This is a genomic window from Pseudomonas sp. F3-2 (assembly GCF_038804275.1).
Taxonomy (GTDB): domain Bacteria; phylum Pseudomonadota; class Gammaproteobacteria; order Pseudomonadales; family Pseudomonadaceae; genus Aquipseudomonas.
Genome location: NZ_CP152388.1, coordinates 3,891,352 through 3,914,158, shown reverse-complemented (window position 1 = coordinate 3,914,158; position 22,807 = coordinate 3,891,352). Strand labels below are relative to the sequence as shown.

The following is a 22,807-nucleotide window of genomic DNA, read 5'->3' as shown; positions in this document are numbered from 1 at the left end:
GCTGAAATTGAGGTCTTATGGACTCGTGTTTGATAACGCGTCGTCTTGCGATTGACACCTTGCGCCACGTTATAGAGCGCTGCAGTCAAGATTGATGCCGCGTTGGCGCCGTTTGTCTTATAGTCTGAATCCAGTGCCCGTTTCTTCGAGAGGATAACCGTCATGTTTCTACATCGCCCCCTGGAAGAAAAAGACATCCCCGTCGTGTGTGATATGCCACAGAGCGTCGACGAGCTCTTCTACATGTTCCCCAAAGCCGTGTTTCCATTGACCCCTGCGCAGTTGAAGGACGCCATTGAGCAGCGTTCCGACAACACGGTGATCGAGTTGAATGGCGAGGTGGTGGGGTTCGCCAACTTTTCACGCTACGACTTCCGCGGACGTTGCTCGATGGGCAACGTGATCATCGCACCGCACGCGCGCTCCAAAGGCGTGGGCCGCTACATGATCGGCTGCATGATGGAGTTGGCGTTTGGCAAGCATGAGGCGAGTGAGCTGACGGCATCGTGCTTCAACCACAATGTGCCTGGCTTGCTGTTCTATCCCAAGTTGGGATTCAAGCCCTTCGCCATCGAAGAGCGTCAGGACAAGAAAGGCTCACGGGTCGCATTGGTTCACCTGCGCCTGCCTCGTAGCTGATCGTCCGGTCGTTTCGTCGGCAACTGAGCGGGTGGGGCGACGAACGGGCGGACCCGAATATTACAAAACATGAGTCGATCGATCGGGACGCGCTACTTTGGCGTTGCGATTAATCGGCCTTTTGTCGTTGTTCAGGGCGGATGAATCGTTTTTTCTCCGTTATGGATAAGTTGCACCCCGTTGCGGTGCACGCGAATTCGACACGTTGCTACAACTTGGGGCGAGGCGTATAAATTGGGTATTCGCCAATAACCACCAGGCTTATCTGACGAATCAGGATCACTGCGGATCCCATGGAAGCCAATCAATAAAAACCCGGTCCATCACTGCACTTATTCTTCCTGCAGTCCGGCCGAGGGAGGATGTCAATGATTGCATGCACGCTGTCTAATCTTGAACTGCGAAGCATTATAGAAAGTGCTTTTCTGCCTATGCGTTGTAATTGCTCGGTGGTCGCCGACTCCATGAGCGTCGAAATCATCGACCCGGTCAGTCAGGACGTTAAACTGCGCAGCTCGGGGATTTCCCTGGACAAACTGGACACCAGCCGCGCGCTGTGTGAACTCATCGCGCAATTGCGAAGCGAACTGAACAAAGAGCTGCAGCCATTCCCTCACGCCCTGGCGGGATGAATGGCCGCAATATACCCACTCCGCTACGTAATCCATGCCCATGACGCTGTATAGGCCATGGGCATTTTTGTGGGCGCTTTTCCTGTTTACACCGGGCCTCTGGCAGTACAAGTGGTCAACCGATATAAAAATGGAGGCGTGGGAACGTATTGCGTACAAACGCGTGGGCTTAATCGGGCAAGACGTTCACTTGCGGGATCTTCGCCAACATGATCGAGCCGATCACGGCGACGTTTATTTCCTTGAATAACCAGCCCAATTGCCGCACCTGTGCAACGGGTATGGCAATGCAGACCGAGACCTTTTATCTTTACGCGGCGAGTGGCACTCCAGGCCAGAATGAACACAAGGGGTAGGCATGGCGGATACGCAGCCTGATGTCCATGAGATACCGAAGGGCAGAGCAGCAAGGCGGCTAGATGTGCGCCGCAGGGCGCTGATCGGCATGGGCTGCCTGTTGGGTATTGTGGTGATCTGCGTCGCATTCATCACCTACATGCTCAACCATCTTGAGACACGCAGGGGCAGCGTTCAGCCTCCCATGACAGCGCTTGAGCGAGAGCGATTGCTGCCTGGCGATCCGGTGCTGGAGACCGCGCCTCGTCTGGATGGCTTGCGCTATCGCGACAACGATCAGTCCGGCGTCGATGGCTTCTCACCGTCGCATACCACTGATCAGCAATTCAGTCCCATGCCTTTGAATCAGACCTTGATCCTGCAGGGCAGGGACCTGCCTCTGACCCACGGCCTGCACGCATCCACCGAGACGCGCCAGTAACGTAGCCGTGAAACAAGCATGACGATTAACGCCTGACGAGTGACGTGAGCCCTTCAATGCACGCGGCGACGGTGCTCATTCTCAAAGAGCAGTTTGAACTGTTCCTCGCCCTCACTGCGAATCGCGTAATGCTCGCGAATCGGGCCTGCCTCGATGCGGCCATCCATCGCCACCCGAATGATCGCTGATTTGGGCAGGTAATCCGGAACATCCCCGATGATGGTCAGTTCACGCAGTGTGTGGCCGTCGTGTTCGATAGTCGCAAGCCGCACGCGGCAGGTCGCCTGCATGGGAATCGGCCCGAACAGGGTATCTCGCGAGTAATCGATTTCGGCAATGCTGGACCGACGGTTTTTATCAGCATTCATGGTGGCCACCTCTATATCCATGCAAAAGTAAGCGTAAGCCTGATAATGGAGACGGATCTGCTTGAAATAGTTCTGTTTTTTTTACCGTGGGTGTAACCGTTCATCGGTTGCGTTGGAACGCTGCAACTGGCTGCCTTCCAGCCCGATGGGCAGTGCCGATGAATACGGTCTTGCTTGACGTCAAAATGCTGGCTTTGTCGAAACGCTGTATTCGTTGACACTCAACTTTGACCGACTCTTATGACGCTTACTTTCAGACGCTGGAAATTTGTCTTTTTCTCTTATTTAACGATAGCGATTCCTGTTTATCAGGCAGTTCGAGAAGTGCGTTTTTAACCCGCTATTATTTTAAAAATGCATGGAGCCCGCATGGTCATGCGGAATTCCGCCGTCAAAAATTAAATTCGTTTAAAAACAATCAGATAAACCTCCAAAAACACAATTATTCATATTTCTCGAAAATTTGACACTTCCGGGCTTTTTTGAAACTATCGCTTTACGGTTTTTCTCCTCTCACCGTTGTTGATGTTGTTTCGCTGCCGTCGGATGTTCAACTGAGCGCTTGTGTCCGATAGGGACTAAGTGGCGGTAGCGTCCCTGACAACAGGCAATCCCTGCTCGCATCATACGTGCCGGCAAAGGCTGCTTAACGGCGCGAGACAATCAGCGTTCGAATTCATTCAACCCTTGAAACAGAGCCTTCCTGGCCTGATCGGGGTGACCGCTTCTGATTATTCAATCCCAGCAATTGACTTGACTGACAATTGCTACGGTAGCTGTGCGTTTATTTTAAGTGCAAAACCGCAAGTTGCTGTTTGTATCAAGTTCGACATCTAAAAACATCGCATCGGGGTGGGCTGTCGCGGTTCCTGTTATTACCGGGGCGGGACGGTTCCGGGCTGCGCTAATGCATCGACCAAGTTTGGAGTCACGATTATGTATGGAGATCATCTGGAAACCGTCTGCGGTTGTGTAGTGGGAGGCGCAGGACCAGCGGGCATGGGATTGCTTTTCAATGCATTGAAAAGTGGGACCATGCCTGAACTAGCCAAGGAAGGCCTGATTATTGTCGATGCCAGCCCGACGCCCGGCACAGGTCGCCTGGGGCAATACCGGATCACTGCCAACTCGGTGGGTGATGTGTTCCTGGATTGTCTGCGCGACCCGGCGCTGCGTGACGTCTTCGAGCCGTTGGAGCATTCACCGGCGTACTGGCGGATCCGGCGGCAGGCGCAGAGTGCCCCGCAGCTGGCGGACGTGGCGCAACTGCTGGCGGAAGCGTCGACTCTGGTGCTGGATTTCATCGTCGAGCATTACGGCGTCAAGCTCTGGAGCAGCACCACGATCACTGAAGTCGTGCACGAGGGCGATGAATATCAGGTGTGGGTCGAATCGGAAGGGCGCACGCGGCGTATTCGTTGCCGCGCCGTCGTGCTTAATCTGGGCGGTCGTCAGGATCCCCAACACCTGCTGAACGGCCTGGCGGACCAAGGCCTGGCCATCGCGCCCTCGGCGAGGATTCAAAGCGCCGATGCCTTGTTGCGCATGAACGCCGTTCAGCTGCGCGACCTGTTTGCGTCGACACTGGCGCGAAAGGGGCGGATCAGCGTCGTGGGCGGCTCACACAGCGCCTTCTCGGTGCTCGAGAATCTTGCCGATGCGCTGGAATTCGCGGGGCTCAAGGAAGTGACGCTGGTTCATCGCTCGCCGGTCCGTCTGTTTTACGAGACCGCACAAGCGGCAACGGACGCCGGTTATGTGTTCGATCCGCAGCGCGATGTGTGCCCGGTTTCCGGCAGGGTCAATCGCTCGGGCGGCTTGCGCTATCGTGCGCTGGATGTCGGGCGCGAGGCGCTGGCCAACGGGCACATCGGCAAGACCGGCGTGCGTGTGCAGCTGCTGCAGACCGACAACGGTCCTGCCGATCACTACGAGCGCGCTCGCGAGGCCCTGGCGGAGTCGGAATTCGTCGTCCAGTGCACCGGTTATCAGCCTTTGCTGCCCGCCTTGAGCCATGCCAATGGCAGCCCGATCAATCTGCTGGAGGTCAAGGGCGGACTGGATTCAGACCCTTGCGGCTGTCCGATGGACGCTTCGGGTCAGCGCTTGCACGGGCTGCATCTTTTCGGGCTGGGCGCAGGCCTGGGCGTCGATCCCCGGCTGGGCAGCGAGGCGTCGTTCGACGGTCGGATCTATGGCGTCTGGCAGTTCCACAACGACGCCAGCAGGGCCGTGATCGATGCAGTGCTTGAACGCTTGCAGGTCCCGTTGGCTCAGCCGGTCAGCCTGGGACGTCTGCTGGTCGCGGTGCCAAGCCGCAACGAAGAACGGCAACCGTTTCTGTGGCCCGCGATGGTCAACGCGCAATCCTGACTCTCCTTGCAGTAGCTTTCCCGGACCGCCCCTGGCGCTCCGGGATTTTTTTTGCCTGAGTTCGGATCCGTTCATCTATATGTTGGTTGTCATCCTGCTTTTGGCTAGAGTCTGTCCGGTCATCTATTCTGGGGGCTCGACCCTCTCCGGTTCATCAACAAGGGCTGACAGGACATGCGTATTCTGATCGTGGGCGCGGGTGCAATAGGCGGTTATTTCGGCGGGCGGTTGCTCGAAGCCGGGCGTGACGTGACGTTTCTGGTGCGCCAGGGCCGATCAGAGGAGCTGGACCGTGACGGCCTGATCGTTCGCAGCCCGCTGGGAAACATTCTTTACCCCTCGCCGCCGCATCGGCTGGCGGCGCTGCTGGATGAGACGTTCGACCTGATTCTGCTCAGCTGCAAGGCTCAGGACCTAGACGCCGCCATGGATGCCTTCGCGCCGGCAGTAGGCCCGGACACGCTGATCTTGCCGCTGCTCAACGGCATGGCTCATCTGGACCGACTGGGCACACGCTTCACGCCCGGTAACGTACTGGGTGGGCAATGCCTGATCTCGCTGGACCGTGATGCGTCCGGAGCGATCCTGCATTTGAACGACACCAATCAATTGTCGTTCGGTGAGTTGAGTGGCGCCCTGACGCCGCGCATCCTCAAGGTCGCAGAAGCGCTGGCCGACGCGGGATTCGATTCCAGCCTGAGTCAGCAGATCGTTCAGGAGATGTGGGAAAAATGGTGCTTCATTGCGACAGGTGCCGGCGTCACCGGGTCGATGCGCGCCAGTATCGGTGATGTCATCGCCAGCGGCGGCGAAGCGTTCATCATCGGTCTTCTGACGGAGTGCGCGAGCGTCGCGCAGCACGCGGGCTACCCGATACGCAGCGAAGTGCTGCAACGTTTTCGGAAGATGCTGACAACTCCGGGTTCAAAGATGACCGCGTCAATGCTCCGGGACATCGAGCGCCACGCGCCGATCGAGGTTGAGCACGTGATTGGCGACATGATTGCGCGGCGTCCACAGCAGGACGCGACTGCGTCCGGCGGCTTGAGTGCTCTGGATGTGGTCTATCTGCATCTGCGCGCATACGAAGCGCGGCGGGAACGCGAACACGCATAGGCCGTGTAGAAGCGCTGGCGCGCCGCGCATTCACTCGCGGCGCGTCTTGCCTCATCGTCGCGCAGACTTGTCTGGCAAGATCGCGTCGCCATCGAATAACGCATCGTCAGTCGGCGGGGCGGAGCATCAGCTTTTCTGCTTCGTCAGCTCCATGATCATCCGCGTCAGCAGATAGATCCTCGGCGACACGCTTTCTACCTCGGCGTACTCCTCAGGCGTATGAATGTTGCCGCCGACGATGCCGAAACCATCGAGGGTCGGCACGCCGACACCCGCTGACAGGCTGGCATCCGCTGCGCCGCCGCTGCCTTCGATCGTCAGCTTGCGGCCAATCTCGCCATAGATGCGCTGCGCGATGTCGACCAGCCGGTCGGATTCGGCGGTTTGCGGCATCGGCGGTAACCCACGCTCCAGGCGAGTCGTCACCTCGGTTTCCGGGATCAGCTTGTCGGCCGAGACCCGCGCCAGGTCCTTCTCGATACGGTCGAACTCTTCGGGCACCGCAGCGCGCACATCGCCTTTCGCGGTGGCCTGATCCGGAATCACGTTGACCCGGTCGCCGGCGTTGAGCACGGTGAAATTGATCGTGGTCTTTTTCTCGGCGTCGCCCAGTTTGCCCAGTTGCAGAATCTGGTGGGCGACTTCCATCGCCGCGTTGCGCCCCAGTTCCGGGGCGACGCCGGCATGGGAGGCCTTGCCTTTGACCTCGACCACAGCGGTCGCGCTGCCTTTGCGCCACACCACCAGGCCATCGGCGGGACGGCCCGGCTCAAGGTTCAGCGTGACATCGTGCTGCCGGGCGACTTTCTGGATCAACTCGGTGGCGGCGGTCGACCCGGTCTCTTCGCTGGCATCGAGCAGGAAAGTGATCTGCGCGTAGTCCTTGAAGTCGAGGTTCTTGAGGATTTTCAGCGCATACAGGCCGGCGACGATCCCGCCCTTGTCGTCCATCACGCCTGGCCCGTAGGCGCGACCGTCTTTGATATGGAAGGGGCGGGCAGCGGCCGAACCTTCCTTGAAGACCGTGTCCATGTGGGCCATCAACAGAATCTTCGCTTTGCCGGTGCCCTTGAGCGTGGCGACGACGTGGCTGCTTTTGTCCGGTGCGCTGTTGGGGAAGGTCTCGATGCTGGCGCCGAGTTTTTTCAGCTCGTCGACGACGATGCCGCGCACCTGGGTCAAGCCAGGCTCGTATCCGGAGCCTGTGTCGATATTGACCAGCCGCTCCAGCAGCTTGAGCGCCTCATCCTTGTACTGTTCAGCGTCGGCCTGCACCTTTTTGTCAGGCTCTGCCAGCGCGGGCGTCGCCATGCCGATGACCAGGCCCAGCGTCAGGGCGGAGGCGATGAGGGAGCGAGAGAAAGGAAGAGTCATGTGTCGATCCTTGATGGGGTTTTAAATTGTTGTGGATCACACCGTAGCCGCTTGAACAGGATTGTGCATGTCAAAATGCGACGCGACGCCTGCCGATGCATGGGCATGCTCGACGCACGGATCGTGCGCGGACGAAAAACGCCGAACCTTTGTGCTGGGCTACCCTCAATAAGTCAACATCAGCCAAGCACAGGAGAGTCCCATGCCGGTCAAGCACGATTTGCTCGCAGATCTGAAAATCGACAAAGAAGAGTTAGTCAAAAAACGCGGCAGTGATCCTAAGCTCAATCAATTGGTCAACGATTACGACGAGCTCGACGCCGACATCGTCAAGGCGGAGAAGGGACCTTCGGCCAGCATTTCCGATGATGACCTCAAGAAGCTGAAAGAAAAGCGCTTGCTGGCCAAGGACAAGATCGTCAAACAGCTGGAATACCCGGGTTAATCAGAATAATTCGCATACAGCGCGGCTGGCTTCCATTGGAAGCTGGCCGTTTTTATTTGCGTATCAATACCGCGCCCGCCCTTTAGTGCGAACTAGACGGGTTGCAAAGTGCGATTCGGAGCAGTTGCCCTTCCTGCGCAAGTGCCTTTTGGCTGGCATTGTTAGTTGCCGAAAGAGCAGTCGGATGGATCCAACTTACTGGCAAAAAAAATGGCGCCGTGATGGGCGCCGTTTTTTTGAGTGTCAGCAGCTGCGGGCTGCTGGCAGTGTCGGAATAGTATGAACCGGGTGGTTCATTGAGGTTCCTGATCAGGTGCGGTCTCGGCCTTGATGCGTTTGTAGATTTCTTCACGGTGTACCGAAACATCTTTCGGAGCGTTAATCCCGAGCCGGACTTGCAGGCCCTGTACGCCCAGAATGGTAACGGTGATTTCGTCACCAATGTTTATGCTTTCGCCGACTTTGCGGGTGAGTATCAACATAATCTTTTCCTTGATGGCCTCTTGAAGCGCCTCTACCAGGAGGCTGGCGTTAGCCTTTGGGTGGTGGTAATTGCCGAGTGCATCCAAATGCGTCCATCAGTATGACGCCATTGGTACGAATTTAATTCCCCAGGATCATCTTCTTGTCATTGATAGGGTTTCTCCCAAGGCCAACCGGCATGCGAATTTTGCCTATTCGTGGCTCTAAATCCCCGTCGGAATTGGCTATGACTCTGATAGCCAGATCCGGGGCGGCGCCTATTGCACACTCCTTTCGCATTTATTGCAAAGAACTCGTGCCGGGCGGCCATGAAATTTTTCTTAGATTGCCCAGTGGGACATCTCTTTACGCAGTGTAGGAGAGTTCCGAATCGTGTAGAGGCAAAGTGGCATAACTTTAGTCGAATCTTCGACAGACTGCCCGCAAAGCCGTGTATCCGGGTGCGTACAAAGCGTGCTGGGGCGACAAGGCGTCGAGGCGGGGATGAGCGCAGGCTTGGCAGTGGGGCGTTGGCGACCCCGGAAACGACATGCCCACCGCGAGGGTGGGCATGGGTGCAGCGGTCAGAGAATCAGACCACCAGCGACAACAGCATGATCAGAATGATGCCGACCACCGACAGGATGGTTTCCATCACCGTCCAGGTCTTCAGGGTCTCAACGACGGTCATGTTGAAGTATTGCTTGACCAGCCAGAACCCGGCGTCGTTGACGTGGGACAGGATCAACGAGCCTGCGCCCGTCGCCAGCACCAGCAGTTCGCGGTTGACGCCCGGCACCATCGCGACGACCGGCGCCACGATACCGGCACCGGTGATGGTGGCCACGGTTGCGGAACCGGTGGCAACGCGAATCACCGCAGCGACCAGCCATGCCAGCAGAATCGGCGAAATCTGCGCCTGCACGGCCATGTGGCCGATGAGGTTGCCGACGCCGCTGTCCACCAGCATTTGCTTGAAGCCGCCGCCAGCACCGACGATCAGCACGATCGCAGCCACAGGCGCCAAGCTTTGGTCCAGCAGTTTGATGATCTGCTCGCGGCTAAAGCCACGCGCCGAGCCGAAGGTGTAAAACGCCAGCAGCAAGGCAAACAGCAGGGCCGCGATCGGGTGACCGATGAAGTCCATCCAGATGCGGAAGATGTGGCCGTTAGGCAGCGCCACGTCGGCAAAAGTCTTGAGCAGCATCAGGAAAACCGGCAGCAGGATCGTCACCAGCGTGATGGCGAAGCTGGGCAGGTTCTCGTTGGTCGATTCCTTGGCGATCTGGTCCATCAGGTCTTTGGACGGGTTGCCGGGAATGTGCTTCGCGATCCATTTACCGAAGATGGGACCGGCGATGATCGCGGTTGGAAACGCAACGATCAGACCGTAGAAAATGGTCTTGCCGATGTCAGCGTTGAAGATGCCGATGGCCAGCAGCGGACCCGGGTGCGGAGGCACCAGGCCGTGAACCGCGGACAGGCCGGCCAGCAGCGGGATGCCGATCTTGACGATGGACACGCCGCTGCGACGCGCGACGATGAACACCAGCGGGATCAGCAGTACGAAGCCGATTTCGAAGAACAGCGGGATACCCACCAGAAACGCCGAAAACATCATGGCCCAGTGAACGCGTTCCTTGCCGAAGCGACGGATGAGCGTCTGTGCGATCTGGTCGGCGCCGCCCGAGTCAGCCATCAGCTTGCCGAGCATGGTGCCCAGGCCGAGGATGATACCGACGAAGCCAAGCACGCCGCCGAAGCCGTCCTGGAACGATTTCATGACTTTATCGACGGGCATTCCGGAGGTCAGCCCGAGAAAACCTGCAGCGATGGTCAGTGCAATAAAAGGGTGGACTTTGAACTTGGTGATCAGCAGCACGAGGCCGACGATGGTCACCAACGCATCGACCAGCAGATACGTGTCTTGAGTCATACCGAACATGGGGTGTCTCTCCGTTGTATTTTGTTTTTTTGGAGCTACTGCTCAGCGCTGTTGTTCACTGCCTTGTGTACGAATAAGACAGCGCTATCTTTGTCGCTCACGCCGGATCCAGTATCAGGAGCCGGTGAGGGCGGTGGCAGATGGGGTGTGTGAAGACTTCCACCAGGAAGCCGCGTCGATGCCGATCTGTTCGATGGACTTGGTGGCGTCCACGACCAGCGTGCGGTCTTCGCCATACGGCGGTTCAAGCGTGGCGAACTGGCTGTCCACCAGGCTTGCCGGCATGAAGTGCCCCGGGCGATGCGAGCAGCGTTCGGTGGCCAGCTCTTTGGTCAGCTCCAGAAACACGAAACCCAGGCCCGGCACGGCAGCGCGCAGGCGGTCACGGTAAATGAGCTTGAGGGACGAGCAGGTCAGGATCGGCTTTTCGCCATTACGCAGCGCGCTGGCAACTTCTTCGCCCAGGCGAGTCAGCCAGCCGGCACGGTCTTCATCGTTGAGGGGATGGCCAGCGCTCATCTTGTCGATGTTGGCCTGAGGATGAAACGCATCGCCTTCGATGAGGCGACCGCCGCTGTTCTTGGCAATCTCAGCGCCGACGGCACTTTTGCCGCAGCCGGAAACACCCATTACCACGACGGCGGAAATAGCATGTGGAGCAGTAGTCATAAAAACCTCGTCCCGAAGACAGCGCTGTCTTTGCCGAATGGTGTGCAAGTCCGGCACGTCTGTTTCCGGGTGTAGTCATTGTTATGGGTATCTCGCTGATCCATGAGATGCATCGACCCCAGCCTTTGAAATGGCCGAAGAAAGTTGCGGGCCTCCGTGAGATAGCGCTACCTTAGAGCCCATCTGACACAATCGCAACCCCTTCGGCTTTTCCTTCCAATCAGTTGGCAACGCATGACACGCATTGGTTCCCGCTCCACCGGTCGTCCCACGCTCAACGAAGTCGCCAGACTGGCCGCCGTATCGCCTATCACGGCCTCCAGAGCATTGCGTGGCGTGGCCACGGTGGCGCCGGAATTGGTGGAGAAAGTGCGTGCCGCTGCGCAGAGTCTAGGCTATGTCGCCAACCCTGCCGCCCGCGCATTGGCTTCCTCGCAAAGTCAGTCGGTGGTGGTGCTGGTGCCATCGCTGTCGAACCAGTTGTTCATTGAAACCCTGGAAGCCATTCAGGACGTGCTGCGCCCTCGCGGGCTGGAGGTGGTGATCGGCAACTATCACTACTCGCCCGTAGAAGAAGAGAACTTGCTGCGCAGCCACTTGGCCAACCGGCCTCGGGGCATTCTGCTCACCGGTTTCGATCGCAGCGTCGCCGCGCAACAGCTGCTGGCGGCCAGCGGCGTGCCCTGCGTGCACATGATGGAACTCGATCCCGGACGCGCGGAGCCTTGCGTGGGCTTCTCGCAACAGCAAGCGGGAGCCGAGGCCGCACGGCACCTGCTGAGTCGCGGGCGTCGGCGCCTGGCGTATGTGTCGGCGCAGCTTGATCCTCGGGTGATTCAGCGCGGTGCGGGTTTCCGCAGCGCCCTGCAAGAGGAGGGGCTGTACGACGAAACGTTGCAGATGGCTTCGCCGTTGCCCTCGTCGATCGGTCTGGGAGGCGAACTGTTCGCCCGGCTGCTGTCCGAGCATCCTGACGTAGACGGGGTATTTTTCTGTAACGACGACCTGGCTCAGGGCGCGGCGCTGGAAGCGTTGCGGCGCGGCATCAAGGTTCCGCAGCAGGTGTCGCTGATCGGTTTCAATGACCTGCCGGGCTCGGCACACATGGTTCCGCGCCTGACCTCGATCCGCACCCCGCGTGAACAGGTTGGCCAACGCGCCGCGCAATTGCTGCTTGGTCTGCTCGATGGCAACGTGCAGGACGCGCAGGTAGACCTGGGCTTTGAGTTGGTGGTGCGGGAGAGTACCTGACTCTGATCACCTGACCGCCCGGATTTCAAGGGGGGCACAACTCTGTGGAAGCTTCTGGGGGGGTATGACGGTGGCGAAAGCGGTGAGTCAGTAATACCGCATCTGATCGTTCCCACGCTCCGCGTGGTAACGCCGCCCTAGACGCTCTGCGTCCAGCCGTGGTGACGCAGAGCGTCACATGATGCATGCCCACGCAGAGCGTGGGCACGATCATCTATGGCTTTACGCCGGACCGTTCTTCGTCGATCAGGCTTCTTGCTTGAACGCCAGCCTGAATTCGTGCAACAACGGCTCGGTGTAGCCGCTTGGTTGCTCCCGACCCTTGAACACCAGCGCGCACGCGGCCTGGAACGCCACCGACTTGTCGAAGTTCTCGGTCATCGGTTTGTACGCCGCATCCCCCGCATTCTGCTTGTCCACCACTTTGGCCATGCGCTTGAGGGTTTCCAGCGCGTAATGATCGTCGATCACTTTGTGGCGCAGCCAGTTGGCGATGTGCTGGCTTGAAATACGCAAGGTCGCACGGTCCTCCATCAAGCCGACGTTATGTATGTCCGGCACCTTCGAACAGCCGACGCCTTGCTCGACCCAGCGCACCACGTAACCGAGCAGCCCTTGCGCATTGTTCTCGACTTCTTCGCGGATCTGGTCGTCGGTCCATTTCGCTTCTGTCACCACCGGGATGCTCAGCAGATCCAGCAGGATTTCCTCACTGACGCTGTCCAGATCGACTCTTTCCAGTTCCTGTTGCACAGCTTTCACGTCGACCTTGTGGTAATGCAGCGCATGCAGCGTCGCGGCAGTCGGCGAGGGCACCCAGGCGGTGGTCGCACCGGACTTGGGATGGCCGATCTTTTGCTCCAGCATGTCGGCCATCTGGTCCGGCATCGCCCACATGCCCTTGCCGATCTGCGCCCGACCCCGCAGGCCGCAGGCCAGGCCGACCAACACGTTGCTGCGCTCGTAAGCCTTGATCCACGGCGTGGCCTTCATGTCGCCTTTGCGCAGCATCGCGCCGGCTTCCATGGAGGTGTGCATCTCGTCGCCGGTGCGATCCAGGAACCCGGTATTGATGAACGCCACCCGCGCCGACGCGGCGTGAATGCACGCCTTGAGGTTGACGCTGGTACGCCGTTCTTCATCCATGATGCCCATTTTCAGGGTGTTGCGCGGGATCTTCAGGACGTCTTCGATGCGCGCAAACAGCTGATCGGCGAAAGCGACTTCGGCCGGGCCATGCATCTTCGGCTTGACGATGTACACGCTGCCCGCGCGGGAGTTGCCACGATTGTGCAGATCATGGAGCGCGATCAGGCTGGTGATCACGCCATCAAGAATGCCTTCGGGAATTTCCTTGTTGCCGTCATACACGATTGCCGGGTTGGTCATCAGGTGGCCGACGTTGCGGATGAACAGCAGCGAGCGGCCGTGCAGGGTGATGTGGCTGCCATCGGCGGCGGTGTATTCGCGGTCGGCATTCAGGCGGCGAGTGAGGGTCTTGCCGCCCTTGACCAGTTCTTCGGTGAGATCGCCCTTCATCAGGCCGAGCCAGTTGCGATAGATCACCAGCTTGTCGTCGGCGTCTACCGCCGCGACTGAGTCTTCACAGTCGATGATGGTCGACAACGCCGCTTCGAGCAGCAGATCCTTGATGCCTGCCGGATCGGTGCTGCCGATGGCGCTGGCGGGGTCAATCTGGATCTCGATGTGCAGGCCGTGATTCTTCAGCAGAATGGCGGTCGGCTGCCGCGGCTCGCCCTGATAACCAACGTACTTTTCCGGTTGCGCCAGTCGCGACTGGCTGCCGTCGGCGAGGGTCACCAGCAGCTCGCCACTGTCGACGGCATAGGCCTGTGCCTGAACGTGAGAGCCGGACGCCAGTGGCGCGGCTTCATCGAGCAGGGCGCGGGCAAAGGCAATGACCTTGGCGCCGCGCAGCGGATTGTAGCCGGCCTTGATTTCGGCGCCGTTGGCGCTGGAAATCGCGTCGGTGCCGTACAATGCGTCGTACAGCGAACCCCAGCGCGCATTGGCGGCGTTCAGGGCGTAGCGGGCATTGGCTGCCGGCACCACGAGCTGAGGACCGGCCTGTTCGCTGACCTCGATGTCGACTTTGCTGGTGGTGGCCTTGACCTCGGCGGGCACCGGCTGCAAGTAGCCGATGGAGTCGAGAAAGGCGATGTAGGCAGGCATGTCGGTGACCGGGCCCGGGTTGGATTTATGCCACTTGTCCAGTTGCGCCTGAATACGCTCGCGCTCAGCCAGCAACTCCCGGTTGATGGGTGCGAGGTCGTGCACCAGCGAATCGAAATCGGCCCAGAACACGTCCGGGTTCAGCCCTGTTCCGGGAAGCACGTCCTCGTCGACGAAGCGTTTCAGATTGGCCGCAACTTTGAGGTTGTGGCAGTTGACGAATTCGGTCATCTCGGGCTCTCCATCATGAATTGTGTGTCATGCGACCTGTAGGCGTGAGCTTGCTCGCGATCGCAACCTGTTCGTAAAAAGGGTGTCTGGTCCAACCCTATCGCGAGCAAGCTCACTCCTACAGAGGATATCTGTTGCTGTTAACCGGCACTGACCGCGGCAACCCCGGCCTTGGCGACCTGCGCATCCTGATCGGCCTTGACGCCGGAAACGCCCACCGCGCCAACGGTTTCGCCGGCGACGATGACCGGCACGCCGCCTTCCAGCGATGTCAGCAGCGGGGCCGTGACGAAGGCCGTGCGGCCGCCGTTGACCATTTCTTCGTAGCCTTTGGATTCGCGTCGGCCAAGCGCTGCGGTACGGGCTTTTTCGATGGCAATGTAGCCACCGATCGGCGCGCAGCCGTCCAGACGCTCGAAGCCCAGCAAATGGCCGCCGTCGTCGGTCACGGCGATGGCAACCGCCCAGCCGTTGTTCTGGGCTTCGGCGCGGGCAGCGGCGAGGATCTGGGTGACTTCGGTCTGGGTCAGTACGGATTTGGTTTTCATGCAGCTCTCCTGAGCAAGAACGGGGTAAGAGGGTCAAGGCCGCGCGCGATCAGGTTTGATGCAGCGCGTCCTCGATGAGTTCGATCCAGTGTTTGACAGGCGTACGGCCGGCGCCGGCCAAGTGGGTCTGGCAGCCGATGTTGGCGGTCGCGATAACGTCCGGGCTGCCGCTTTCCAACGCATTCATCTTGTTGTCGCGCAGCCGTTTCGACAATTCGGGCTGGGTGATTGAGTACGTCCCGGCCGAGCCGCAACATAAGTGACTGTCGGGCACGGCGGTCAGATTGAAACCCAGCCGGGTGAGCACCGCTTCCACGGCGCCCCCCAGTTTTTGCGCATGCTGCAACGTGCACGGACAGTGGAAGGCGAGTTTCTGGCTGGTGCAGGCGCCAAGGTTTTCCAGCGGCTCGGCCCGCATGATTTCAACCAGATCCTTGGTCAGCGCGCTGACCCGGGCGGCTTTCTCGGCGTATGCCGGGTCGTCCCGCAACAAGTGCCCGTAGTCTTTGACGAACGCCCCGCAACCGCTGGCCGTCTGCACGATCGCTTCGGCGCCAGCCTGTACGGCGGGCCACCACGCATCGATGTTCTGACGCGCGCGCTGCAAGCCTTGCTCCTGAGCGTTGAGGTGGTAATCCACGGCGCCGCAGCAACCCGCCTGGGCGATCGATTTGACCGTGATACCCAGTCGATCCAGCACCCGCGCCGTGGCAGCGTTGGTGTTGGGGGACAGACCGGGCTGCACGCAGCCTTCCAGAATCAGCATCTGCCGGGCGTGTTGCCGCGTCGGGCGCAACCCGGGAGCACGAAGGTGGTCCGGCAGCTTGTCCTTCAGGCGGCTCGGCAGCAGCGGGCGAAACGAATTGCCCATCTGCGTCAGCGCCTTGAACAGCCCGGCATTGGGCACCACCGCGCGCAGGCTTTCTCGCAGCATGCGCTGACCCATCGGGCGCGGCACGGCTGCGTCGACTACCGCCCGGCCGATGTCCAGCAGGTTGTGGTAGTCGACGCCGGACGGGCAGGTGGTTTCGCAGTTGCGGCAGGACAGGCAACGGTCCAGGTGCAACTGGGTTTTCTCAGTGACTTCCTTGCCCTCCAGCACTTGCTTGATCAGGTAGATCCGGCCGCGTGGGCCGTCGAGCTCGTCGCCCAGCAGTTGATAGGTCGGGCAGGTGGCGTTGCAGAATCCGCAGTGCACGCAGCTGCGCAGTATGCTCTCGGCTTCTTCGCCACGGGGCAGGCTTTTGGCGTGTTCGCTCAGGGTCGTCTGCATGATCAGATCTCCGCGTACATTCGGCCGGGGTTGAATATCCCGTGCGGATCGAGTTGTGCCTTGAGCTGGCGGTGATAGCGCAGAAGCGGCTCCGCCAAGGGCTGGAAGGGGCTGTCGTCCAGGCCATGGCTGTAGCAGACGGCGTGACCACCCACTGCACTGACGATGCGTCGGATGTCTTCGCCGCCCGCGTCGGATTTCAGCCAGCGTTGCGCGCCGCCCCAATCGATCAATTGCTCGCCCGGTACGGCCAGCAGCGCGGTGTGAGTGGGCAGCGAAAGACGCCATAACGGTCGGCCGTCGGTGAAGAAGTCCAGCCGGTGTGCGTTCAGGTCCCGCCAGTAAGCCGGGTCGATCGACTCGCCGCCGAGACGATCATGGGCGGCGGCCACCGAACCTTCGCCGCCTTCAAGGCGCAGGCGCAGCACGCGTCCATCATGGCTTGCGGCGCTGATCGGCAGCGGCTGCTGACCCCATTCGGCGAGGCGGGCGAGGGCGCGTGCGCTGTCCATTTCCAGCGCAATGCTGGTGCACAGGCGCGGCTTGGGCAGAACTTTCAGCGAGACGTCGGTGATCAGCCCAAGGCAGCCAAAGCTGCCCGCCATCAGGCGCGACAGATCATAGCCCGCGACGTTTTTCATCACCTCGCCGCCGAATTTCAGGTGCTTGCCCAGGCCGGTGATCACCCGCGTGCCCAAGACGAAGTCGCGCACCGAGCCCGCCCACGGGCGCCGAGGCCCGGAGAGCCCGGCTGCAATCATGCCGCCGACCGTGGCGTCGCCGATTCCGCCGTCGCTGTACGTGGGGGGTTCGCACGGGAGCATCTGCCCGGCCTCGTCGAGCGCGGCATTCAGTTCGCTGAGCGGGGTGCCGGCGCGTGCGGTGATCACCAGCTCCGTCGGGTCATAGGTGACGATGCCGCGATGCGCGCGGGTGTCGAGCACCTCGCCGGCCACCTCGCGGCCGAGAAACGCCTTGCTGTTCGCGCCCTGGATGCGCAGCGGCAGGCTGAGGTCGATGGCCTGCCTGACTTGCTCCAGCAACACGTCGCTGGCATCGCGGTCCGGCGTGCGGGTCTGTGGTTGGCGTTCGGCACTCATCAGAAACGCTCCAGTTCAGGGAAGGGCAGCTTGCCCATGTGCACGTGCATCGCGCCGAACTCCGCGCAGCGATGGAGCGTCGGAATGTTCTTGCCGGGATTGAGCAGGCCACTGGGGTCGAACGCCGCTTTGATGGCGTGGAACAGGGTCAGTTCGTCGCTGTTGAACTGCGCGCACATCTGATTGATTTTCTCTCGCCCGACACCATGCTCACCGGTGATGCTGCCGCCGACTTTGACGCACAGTTCCAGAATTTTCCCGCCCAACGCTTCGGCGCGGTCCAGTTCGCCCGCCTGGTTGGCATCGAACAGAATCAGCGGGTGCATGTTGCCGTCGCCGGCGTGGAACACGTTCGCCACGCGCAGGCCGTACTCTTCGGACAGCGCTGAAATACCCTTCAACACGCCCGGCAGTTCCCGACGTGGAATGGTCCCGTCCATGCAGTAATAGTCCGGCGATAATCGGCCCACCGCAGGAAACGCGTTTTTCCGGCCCGCCCAGAAACGCACGCGCTCGGCCTCGTCCTTCGCCTGCCGCACCTCAGTGGCGCCGGCCTTTTGCAGGACCGCGCGGACGCGGTCGCAATCGTCGTGAACGTCGGCTTCGACACCGTCCAGTTCGCACAGCAGAATCGCTTCTGCGTCTACCGGGTAGCCTGCGTGGATGAAATCTTCGGCGGCGCGAATGGCCAGGTTGTCCATCATTTCCAGGCCACCGGGGATGATGCCTTCAGCGATGATGTCGGCCACCGCGCGACCGGCTTTTTCCACCGAATCGAATGCCGCCAGCAGCACGCGGGCGACCTGCGGCTTGGGCAACAGCTTGACGGTCACTTCGGTGATGACCCCGAGCATGCCTTCGGAACCTGTGAACAGCGCCAGCAGGTCGAAGCCCGGCGAGTCGAGCGCATCCGATCCGAGCACCATGCGTTCGCCTTCGACGGTGAGGATGTCGACTTTAAGCAGGTTATGCACGGTCAGGCCGTATTTCAGGCAATGCACGCCGCCAGCGTTTTCCGCGACATTGCCACCGATCGAGCAGGCGATCTGCGAGGACGGGTCGGGCGCGTAATAAAGGTCGAAAGGCGCGGCGGCCTGGGAGATGGCCAGGTTGCGCACGCCTGGCTGCACGCGGGCAAAGCGTCCGGCTGGGTCGATGTGCAGAATCTTGTTGAAGCGGGCCATGACCAGCAACACGCCTTTCTCCAGCGGCAGAGCGCCGCCGGATAACCCCGTGCCGGCGCCGCGGGCGACCACCGGAACGCCGCGCTCGTGGCAGACCTTGAGCAGCGTCTGCACTTGCTCGACGCGCTCGGGAAGCGCCACCAGCATGGGCGTGGTGCGATAAGCCGAAAGCCCGTCGCATTCGTAGGGACGCAATTCTTCCTCTCGATGGAGGAGGTCCAGGTCGGGCAGTCGCGTCTGCAGCGCTTGCAGCAGCTGCGCCTTGTCGATGGCAGGCAACGCGCCATCGACGCGTTCGTCGTACAGAATATTCATGATGGGTTTGCAACCCTGTCTTGTTTTTATATGAGGCCTGTTCTGATGCAGAACGTTTCACGGCTGACTTGCATCATTGGCCCTGCGGTCGCTACTGTCCATGTGAGAACGCACTGGTCGAACCAGTTTTTCTGGGCGTTTGCACCGTTCTATTTTGAAAAGATCATGCAGATCAGTTAGATAGATCGTTAAGGATTTGGCAGATATTTGTTCGATGCCGCTGGTCATACCAGTGGTCCTGGCTGCGGGCAGCGTGTGTTCCAGCGCGGGGTCCAGCCGTCATGCAGGGAGAGAGGGATGGAAGGCAGTACCAGCACCCGCGCGCCGCAAGTCGCCGATGTCGTCAGTGAGCGCATCGAGCGGTTGATCGTGGATGGCGTGCTCAAGGTCGGTGAGCTGTTGCCGTCCGAGCGTCGTCTGACCGAAAAACTGGGGGTTTCCCGAACCGCGCTGCGCGAAGGTCTCAAGCTGCTCCGTGCCCGAGGCATCATCGAAACGCAGCAGGGCAAGGGTTCGTTCGTCGCGCAGATGGGCGGACTGGGCCTGAGTGCGTCTTCACCGCTGATGCACTTGTTCGCCTCACAACCGCGCACGCTTTACGACCTGGTCGAGGTGCGAAGCCTGCTGGAAGGCGAATCGGCGCGGCTGGCGGCCTTGCGCGGCACTGACGCCGATTTTGTGCTGATTACGCGCGCTTATGATGCGCTGGTGCAGGCCCATGGCCACACGCTTTTGGCGTCCGAACACGCGCGCCTGGATCACGCATTCCATCTGGCGATCTGCGAAGCGTCGCACAACCCGGTGCTGGTCCAGACGCTGCGCTCGCTCACCGATCTGTTGCTCAATACCGTATTTGCCTCGGTCAACAACCTCTATCACCGCGAGGCGCAGAAACGTCAGATCGACCGGCACCATGCGCGGCTTTATAACGCGGTCACCGGACGCTTGCCGGAACAGGCGCGCAAGGCCGCCGTCGCGCACATTCAGAGCATCTGCGACAACCTGCGGGAGATCGAAAACGAGGAGCAGCGGCTGGTCCGCGCGACTTTGCGACTGGAGGGCTGGACCTGACCTTGACAGTCGCGGGCCAATGTCGCAATTTACGCAATGCGTAAACGGTTTACGACAATAACAACAAGACAGGCCTTCCCGTGGATCTTTTCACTTATTACCGATCAACCTCCAGCTACCGGGTGCGCATCGCCCTGGCGTTGAAGGGGCTCGAAGTCAACGCGATTCCGGTCAATCTGATCCGGGACGGCGGCGAGCACCACAAGCCGGAATACCTGGCGATCAATCCGCAAGGGCGCGTGCCCGTCCTCAGGCTCGACAGCGGCCAGGTTGTCATCCAGTCCATGGCAATCATCGAATACCTCGAAGAACACTCACCGGAACCTGCGTTGTTGCCGACTGACCTTCTGGCCCGGGCACGGCATCGCGAAGTCGCCGCGCTGATCGGCTGCGACATTCATCCCTTGCACAATGTGGCGGTGCTCAACCGGCTGCGCGGTCTGGGGCATGATGAAGGGGATGTCGGCGCGTGGATCGGACACTGGATCACTCAGGGTTTCGCTGCCGTCGAAGCCTTGATCGGCGATGAAGGATTCTGTTTCGGCCAGGTCGGCCTGGCAGATGCATACCTGTTGCCGCAGCTGTACGCCGCCCGCCGGTTCAATGTCGACCTGAGCGCCTTCCCGCGCATCTGTCGCGTGGAAACGCTGGCGTTGCAGCATCCGGCGTTTCAGCAAGCCCATCCTGATGCGCAATCGGACAAGCCGGAGTAACCTTTCCTACATGAAAATCTTCGGTCTGCAGTTGATATTCGGCGACTTCCTCGCCCGCAGCGTACGGGGAATTTCCTGTGCGCCTCCCGCTGAACGGTAATGCCCGCCGTTGTGCATTCCACTTTTCAGCAGGAGCAAGACCGTGACCGATCTCTACGAAAACCCGATGGGCCTGATGGGCTTCGAATTCATCGAATTCGCCTCGCCGGTTCCAGATGTCCTTGAGCCCGTGTTTCAGATGATGGGCTTCACCAAGGTCGCCCATCACCGATCCAAGAATGTGGCGCTGTACCGTCAGGGCGCCATCAATATCATCCTCAACAACGAGCCTCACAGCGAAGCGTCCTACTTCGCTGCCGAGCACGGTCCGTCCGTGTGCGGGATGGCATTTCGGGTCAAGGATTCGCAGCAGGCCTACAAACGTGCGCTGGAGCTCGGCGCTCAACCGGTTGAAATCGCAACCGGCCCGATGGAGCTGCGATTGCCGGCCATCAAGGGCATCGGCGGCGCGCCGCTGTACCTGATCGACCGCTTCGGCGAGGGCACGTCCATCTACGACATCGACTTCGTGTTCATCGAAGGGGTCGATCGTCATCCCGAGGGTGCAGGGCTGCAATTCATCGATCACCTGACCCACAACGTCTATCGCGGTCGCATGGCGTATTGGGCGAATTTCTACGAGAAGCTGTTCAATTTCCGCGAGATTCGTTACTTCGATATCAAAGGCGAGTACACCGGCCTGACGTCCAAGGCGATGACGGCGCCGGACGGCATGATTCGCATCCCGCTCAATGAGGAGTCCTCCAAAGGGGCCGGGCAGATCGAAGAATTCCTGATGAAGTTCAACGGCGAAGGCATTCAGCACGTGGCCTTTTTCACCGAAGACCTGATCGACACCTGGGATCGGCTCAAAGCGCTGGGCATGCGGTTCATGACCGCGCCGCCGGACACTTATTACGAGATGCTCGAAGGCCGTCTGCCAAACCACGGCGAGCCCGAGCACGAGCTCAAGGCGCGGGGCATTCTGCTCGACGGGAACTCGGAAGGTGGCAATCGGCGCCTGCTCCTGCAGATCTTTTCGGAAACGCTGATGGGGCCGGTGTTCTTCGAGTTCATTCAGCGCAAAGGCGACGATGGCTTTGGCGAGGGCAATTTCAAGGCGCTGTTCGAATCGATCGAGCGCGATCAGTTGCGACGTGGGGTTCTGACGGCGGATTGATTCGCCTGATTGCTCGGCTCGCGCCGGTGGTGACTGACAGGACGTCTGCGCTGCACCGCCGCCGCGGACGGGCTCATTCCGGCACGTTTGATCCGAAAGCGCTCAGGGCTTCGGCATGTCACCGCCCATCCGGGCGCTGATGGCCCGGGCGGTCTTCAGCAGCTGCTGCGCCGCCAGCGCCTGGCGCTCATCGGTGAGCACCGATGCCGAGCCCACCACGGTCACCACGCCCATCAACTTGCTGCCCATGGCGAACACCGGAGATGACACAGCGTTGACGCCCGCCATGAGCAGGCCATGAATCTGATGCACGCCGGTGCTGCGGATTTCTTTGATGTGGCGGTCGATGTCCTTCAGTTGTTTCGCGTTCAGGGCAGCCGCTTCCGATTGCCTGAGCGCTGCCGTTTCGGCAGGGGAGAGAAAGGTGTCGAACACCAGACCTGTCGAGGAACCGAGCAGCGGCAGGACCGAGCCGATCTGCGTGACCAGCGTCACCGCGCCCAGCGATTGCTCGACATACACGACCGTGGGGCCTTTGTTGCCCCACACCGCGAGGAAGCACGTTTCATTGAGCTCGTCACGCAGTGCACTGAGTTCCGGGGCAGCCATTTTCAGCACGTCCAGTTGACTGAGCGCCGCAAGGCCAACCTGCAACGCCGAGCGGCCCAGACGGTAGTGGTTGGTCACTGGGTCCTGCTCGGCAAAGCCGCTGTCCACCAGCGCCTGCAAGTAACGATGCACCTTGCTGGCGGGCATGCCGACGTATTCGGCGAGCCTGGACAACGAAGTGGCGGGCGCGAGTTCGGCCAGCGCCTTGAGAATGCCGACGCCGACTTCGGCGGACTGCACTTTCTGTTGGCGCGGGCCTGCGGGGCTTGCGGATTGTTCAGTCATGAGCGGTGCGTGCG

Annotated in this window: 21 protein-coding genes; 10 read left to right on the top strand and 11 right to left on the bottom strand. The window is 60.3% G+C overall.

Translation table 11 applies throughout. From position 1 onward, the window contains the following. The first annotated feature begins 162 nt into the window (after window positions 1-162). The 3 genes from AAGQ88_RS17750 (at window position 163) to AAGQ88_RS17740 (ending at window position 2,049) form a co-directional block, all read left to right on the top strand. A complete protein-coding gene (locus AAGQ88_RS17750) occupies window positions 163-639 on the top strand; it encodes a GNAT family N-acetyltransferase (protein WP_342653112.1) in 477 nt (158 codons plus the stop codon). A 362-nt stretch (window positions 640-1,001) separates the two neighbouring features. Further along, window positions 1,002-1,271, top strand: coding sequence for a DUF1652 domain-containing protein (locus tag AAGQ88_RS17745; protein WP_342653111.1), 270 nt, complete (start codon window positions 1,002-1,004; stop codon window positions 1,269-1,271). A gap of 421 nt (window positions 1,272-1,692) precedes the next feature. Beyond that, a complete protein-coding gene (locus AAGQ88_RS17740) occupies window positions 1,693-2,049 on the top strand; it encodes a hypothetical protein (RefSeq protein WP_342653110.1) in 357 nt (118 codons plus the stop codon). Window positions 2,050-2,102: 53 nt separating this feature from the next. Here AAGQ88_RS17740 and AAGQ88_RS17735 read toward each other — a convergent pair whose 3' ends face one another. Next, complete coding sequence (locus tag AAGQ88_RS17735; protein ID WP_285425527.1) at window positions 2,103-2,417, bottom strand: hypothetical protein; 315 nt, start codon at window positions 2,415-2,417, stop codon at window positions 2,103-2,105. Window positions 2,418-3,353: 936 nt separating this feature from the next. On the opposite strand from AAGQ88_RS17735, the gene AAGQ88_RS17730 reads away from it, so the two are divergent. Further along, window positions 3,354-4,790, top strand: a complete 1,437-nt coding sequence (locus AAGQ88_RS17730) for a pyridine nucleotide-disulfide oxidoreductase (protein WP_285425543.1) — start codon at window positions 3,354-3,356, stop codon at window positions 4,788-4,790. Window positions 4,791-4,964: 174 nt separating this feature from the next. Beyond that, on the top strand, window positions 4,965-5,906 hold the full coding sequence (locus AAGQ88_RS17725; protein ID WP_342653109.1) for a ketopantoate reductase family protein: 942 nt from the start codon (window positions 4,965-4,967) through the stop codon (window positions 5,904-5,906). Between the two features lie 126 nt (window positions 5,907-6,032). On the opposite strand, the gene AAGQ88_RS17720 is transcribed toward AAGQ88_RS17725, so the two are convergent. Continuing rightward, entirely contained in the window at window positions 6,033-7,280 is a 1,248-nt protein-coding gene (locus tag AAGQ88_RS17720) for a M20/M25/M40 family metallo-hydrolase (RefSeq protein WP_342653108.1), read from the bottom strand. A gap of 202 nt (window positions 7,281-7,482) precedes the next feature. Between AAGQ88_RS17720 and AAGQ88_RS17715 the strand changes: the two genes are divergently transcribed. Beyond that, window positions 7,483-7,725: a DUF465 domain-containing protein gene (locus AAGQ88_RS17715; protein WP_342653107.1), complete on the top strand. Its 243-nt coding sequence runs from the start codon at window positions 7,483-7,485 to the stop codon at window positions 7,723-7,725. A gap of 293 nt (window positions 7,726-8,018) precedes the next feature. Here the strand turns inward: AAGQ88_RS17715 and csrA are convergent, their stop codons facing one another. The 3 genes from csrA to AAGQ88_RS17700 all read right to left on the bottom strand — a co-directional run bounded on the left by csrA (window position 8,019) and on the right by AAGQ88_RS17700 (window position 10,762). Next, a complete protein-coding gene (csrA, locus tag AAGQ88_RS17710; protein WP_285425523.1) occupies window positions 8,019-8,207 on the bottom strand; it encodes a carbon storage regulator CsrA in 189 nt (62 codons plus the stop codon). Between the two features lie 572 nt (window positions 8,208-8,779). Continuing rightward, the gene (locus AAGQ88_RS17705; RefSeq protein WP_285425522.1) at window positions 8,780-10,132 is read right to left on the bottom strand and encodes a GntP family permease; all 1,353 of its coding nucleotides are present in this window, start codon (window positions 10,130-10,132) and stop codon (window positions 8,780-8,782) included. A gap of 114 nt (window positions 10,133-10,246) precedes the next feature. Further along, a complete protein-coding gene (locus AAGQ88_RS17700; protein ID WP_177182083.1) occupies window positions 10,247-10,762 on the bottom strand; it encodes a gluconokinase in 516 nt (171 codons plus the stop codon). Between the two features lie 273 nt (window positions 10,763-11,035). Between AAGQ88_RS17700 and AAGQ88_RS17695 the strand changes: the two genes are divergently transcribed. Continuing rightward, complete coding sequence (locus AAGQ88_RS17695) at window positions 11,036-12,052, top strand: LacI family DNA-binding transcriptional regulator (RefSeq protein ID WP_285425521.1); 1,017 nt, start codon at window positions 11,036-11,038, stop codon at window positions 12,050-12,052. Between the two features lie 246 nt (window positions 12,053-12,298). On the opposite strand, the gene AAGQ88_RS17690 is transcribed toward AAGQ88_RS17695, so the two are convergent. The 5 genes from AAGQ88_RS17690 to glcD form a co-directional block, all read right to left on the bottom strand. Continuing rightward, window positions 12,299-14,476 carry a malate synthase G gene (locus AAGQ88_RS17690; protein WP_342653106.1) on the bottom strand — a complete coding sequence of 726 codons (2,178 nt, stop codon included), beginning with the start codon at window positions 14,474-14,476 and terminating at the stop codon, window positions 12,299-12,301. A gap of 140 nt (window positions 14,477-14,616) precedes the next feature. After that, window positions 14,617-15,024 carry a heme-binding protein gene (locus tag AAGQ88_RS17685; protein ID WP_342653105.1) on the bottom strand — a complete coding sequence of 136 codons (408 nt, stop codon included), beginning with the start codon at window positions 15,022-15,024 and terminating at the stop codon, window positions 14,617-14,619. Between the two features lie 49 nt (window positions 15,025-15,073). Next, entirely contained in the window at window positions 15,074-16,297 is a 1,224-nt protein-coding gene (glcF, locus tag AAGQ88_RS17680) for a glycolate oxidase subunit GlcF (protein WP_285425518.1), read from the bottom strand. A gap of 2 nt (window positions 16,298-16,299) precedes the next feature. Next, complete coding sequence (glcE, locus tag AAGQ88_RS17675; RefSeq protein WP_285425517.1) at window positions 16,300-17,397, bottom strand: glycolate oxidase subunit GlcE; 1,098 nt, start codon at window positions 17,395-17,397, stop codon at window positions 16,300-16,302. Beyond that, on the bottom strand, window positions 17,397-18,896 hold the full coding sequence (gene glcD, locus AAGQ88_RS17670) for a glycolate oxidase subunit GlcD (RefSeq protein ID WP_285425516.1): 1,500 nt from the start codon (window positions 18,894-18,896) through the stop codon (window positions 17,397-17,399). Before glcD ends, glcE begins: the two co-directional genes overlap by 1 nt. A gap of 297 nt (window positions 18,897-19,193) precedes the next feature. On the opposite strand from glcD, the gene glcC reads away from it, so the two are divergent. From glcC to hppD, 3 genes are all read left to right on the top strand, one after another. Beyond that, entirely contained in the window at window positions 19,194-19,967 is a 774-nt protein-coding gene (gene glcC, locus AAGQ88_RS17665; RefSeq protein ID WP_342653104.1) for a transcriptional regulator GlcC, read from the top strand. Window positions 19,968-20,047: 80 nt separating this feature from the next. Further along, window positions 20,048-20,680 (top strand): maleylacetoacetate isomerase, encoded by a 633-nt coding sequence (gene maiA, locus AAGQ88_RS17660; RefSeq protein ID WP_342653103.1) that lies wholly within the window; start codon window positions 20,048-20,050, stop codon window positions 20,678-20,680. 142 nt (window positions 20,681-20,822) lie between these two features. Then, window positions 20,823-21,899, top strand: coding sequence for a 4-hydroxyphenylpyruvate dioxygenase (gene hppD / locus AAGQ88_RS17655; RefSeq protein ID WP_342653102.1), 1,077 nt, complete (start codon window positions 20,823-20,825; stop codon window positions 21,897-21,899). A gap of 102 nt (window positions 21,900-22,001) precedes the next feature. On the opposite strand, the gene AAGQ88_RS17650 is transcribed toward hppD, so the two are convergent. Further along, the gene (locus tag AAGQ88_RS17650) at window positions 22,002-22,793 is read right to left on the bottom strand and encodes an IclR family transcriptional regulator (protein ID WP_342653101.1); all 792 of its coding nucleotides are present in this window, start codon (window positions 22,791-22,793) and stop codon (window positions 22,002-22,004) included. Window positions 22,794-22,807 lie beyond the last annotated feature (14 nt).